Raw genomic sequence first — 3,126 nt, 5'->3', positions numbered from 1 at the left:
AAGAATGAATATGACTAATTATCTCATCAATTCAAACGGTTGTATATGTTTTTAAGGGTTTGGAACACGGATTCAGTTATAACTGACGCCGTTTTACCCGGAATCCTTACCGCAGAAACCATCACCAATCGTGAACATCAGCCCATCAAATTAACTGACCACACTCACGCAGGTACGGGGGAAACGGCTACGCGCAGACCGACCAGACGCAACAACTGGGTCTATCCCCGCAGGTACGGGGGAAACCAGATTGTTGACCAGCGGGGGGGCGGCCCTGAGGGTCTATCCCCGCAGGTACGGGGGAAACAAAATTAAGCCTGCTATTAAGAGGGCGTCTTATGGTCTATCCCCGCAGGTACGGGGGAAACATATTGGCCGTGGGCTGTCGGAGGACTAGTCGGGGTCTATCCCCGCAGGTACGGGGGAAACATCCTGATTCAGAAGCCGATCGAAGATTTCAAGGGTCTATCCCCGCAGGTACGGGGGAAACTCAAAGGCCCCGCCCGAACCTGTTTCGCCCGGGGGTCTATCCCCGCAGGTACGGGGGAAACCCTAAATCCCGCATTACCGATGGGTAAGACGAGGGTCTATCCCCGCAGGTACGGGGGAAACAGGATGCCTTGAGATTGTTGATTTAGGGCCAAGGGTCTATCCCCGCAGGTACGGGGGAAACTTCTCCATCATCTGATCCAGGTTCGCGCCCGAGGGTCTATCCCCGCAGGTACGGGGGAAACCAAAATCGCCAATCTTCCCCGCCAAAAGCGGGGGGTCTATCCCCGCAGGTACGGGGGAAACTGTTCAGCAATTTCATGATATTACCTCTTTAAGGGTCTATCCCCGCAGGTACGGGGGAAACGATATCCGGATAGGGATAATCAGTCTTGCAGAGGGTCTATCCCCGCAGGTACGGGGGAAACATTAATGGTATTGGCGAGAATATTTCCAATAAGGGTCTATCCCCGCAGGTACGGGGGAAACTCGCAAGCGCCCGGTCTTTTTCTTCCCGGTCAGGGTCTATCCCCGCAGGTACGGGGGAAACTTTGAATAGAGAGCCTCAAATCCGTTGGCAGTGGGTCTATCCCCGCAGGTACGGGGGAAACTGGGCGAACTGCCCATTCTGGGCCCCCTGTTTCGGTCTATCCCCGCAGGTACGGGGGAAACCCCGACAGGCAAGTCTGACGCACTTTTCACCAGGGTCTATCCCCGCAGGTACGGGGGAAACTGATAGGCTGGCAAGCCCGGATTCGCTCCCATGGGTCTATCCCCGCAGGTACGGGGGAAACGTTGATAAATAGCCGATGATTGTGGGGGAACAGGGTCTATCCCCGCAGGTACGGGGGAAACCAAAACTCCCTTCGTGGAGATCATCGCGATCAGGGTCTATCCCCGCAGGTACGGGGGAAACGGCAAGAGAGCAACCCCGCCTGACATTTGTAAGGGTCTATCCCCGCAGGTACGGGGGAAACTGTCTCGCGCGGATAACACGGACGCGCTCGCAGGGTCTATCCCCGCAGGTACGGGGGAAACTTACCGATGGGTAAGAAGAGTTAATATCATAGGGGTCTATCCCCGCAGGTACGGGGGAAACGTGAATTGACTATCACTATTTTCTCCTCTTTGGGGTCTATCCCCGCAGGTACGGGGGAAACTTGGCCGTAATCACGTCAAATTTTGCCTGCACGGGTCTATCCCCGCAGGTACGGGGGAAACACCAGCATCGTGATGAGGGACAAATCCGCTCCGGGTCTATCCCCGCAGGTACGGGGGAAACTGTAGTGCTGATAGGCGTCTACAGTGACCCCAGGGTCTATCCCCGCAGGTACGGGGGAAACGGTGCTGGATGTGCTACTGGACCCGCCCATATAGGTCTATCCCCGCAGGTACGGGGGAAACCGCCAACGCCTACATATCCACTATCCAGCATAAGGTCTATCCCCGCAGGTACGGGGGAAACGGCACCGTAGCGCATGGCGGCTTACCGGATCCGGGTCTATCCCCGCAGGTACGGGGGAAACTTCATCAACGGGGATGCAGTAGGAACCGCTCTGGGTCTATCCCCGCAGGTACGGGGGAAACACCAGCATCGTGATGAGGGACAAATCCGTCCCGGGTCTATCCCCGCAGGTACGGGGGAAACATAATGCTGAGGAAAAATATCATGAAGAAAAAAGGTCTATCCCCGCAGGTACGGGGGAAACGGGCAGCAAATTCGAACGCTCCTCCCGAGCCGGGGTCTATCCCCGCAGGTACGGGGGAAACCGATATCCGGAATATGCATGAACGCATCACCGGGGTCTATCCCCGCAGGTACGGGGGAAACTGATTCAAATTCCGTTTTGACGGTTTCCATCAGGGTCTATCCCCGCAGGTACGGGGGAAACCTCGATCATCACGGCACGGCAAAATAGGGATAGGGTCTATCCCCGCAGGTACGGGGGAAACTTGAGAGCATTGGCGTTGATGGCAGCGCTGTTGGGTCTATCCCCGCAGGTACGGGGGAAACTTTTGGGAGGCATTTTGGAAATTGAGTGCCATGGGTCTATCCCCGCAGGTACGGGGGAAACCCCATTGCCCGTTCTCCCGGACACAATCGCCCGGGTCTATCCCCGCAGGTACGGGGGAAACCACGCATCTCAATCGTGCGCCCCTGAACGTCAGGGTCTATCCCCGCAGGTACGGGGGAAACATAAAGGGGCAGCAAAGGGTTTACCCCGAAAAAGGTCTATCCCCGCAGGTACGGGGGAAACTCGAACGCTCCTCCCGAGCCCGTTTCGCCGGGGGGTCTATCCCCGCAGGTACGGGGGAAACTCTCGTAGATAACACCATAATCTACAAAAGAAAAATGCAAAATACATCCGTTTTTTAAAGAGCATTTTACAACATCCGCTTAGTCAGCCACATCCCATCCATCTCCACTAACTCACGTGGGGGCGAACCCAGGTTTTCGATGCCAACACTGCCCGTTACATTCATATCTCGCCAAACCATTACGATGCTGCCGCGTGGTTCGGCTCCGTGCCAATCAGATAGCACTTCCCAAATTCGCAAACGCACACCAGCATTCATGCGTGGGGAGATGTACACCGCCGGGGCCACTTCCAGCATAGTTGATGCCAGAAATCCCCG

The 3,126-nt window shown here is 56.1% G+C and carries 1 protein-coding gene and 1 CRISPR repeat array; the gene reads right to left on the bottom strand.

Going from position 1 to position 3,126, the window contains the following annotated elements; translation table 11 throughout:
* Positions 1–217 precede the first annotated feature (217 nt).
* Positions 218–2,808: direct repeats of the CRISPR family, unit length 29 nt; unit sequence GGGTCTATCCCCGCAGGTACGGGGGAAAC.
* 66 nt (positions 2,809–2,874) lie between these two features.
* The coding region (gene cas2e / locus M6F29_RS11560; RefSeq protein WP_298160028.1) for a type I-E CRISPR-associated endoribonuclease Cas2e at positions 2,875–3,126 on the bottom strand (252 nt) is incomplete at its 5' end.

Origin of the sequence: Ferrovum sp. (assembly GCF_027317285.1) — a bacterium.
Classification (GTDB): domain Bacteria; phylum Pseudomonadota; class Gammaproteobacteria; order Burkholderiales; family Ferrovaceae; genus Ferrovum.
The sequence above is the reverse complement of the archived record's forward strand: the minus strand, read 5'-3'. Positions and strand labels throughout refer to the sequence as shown.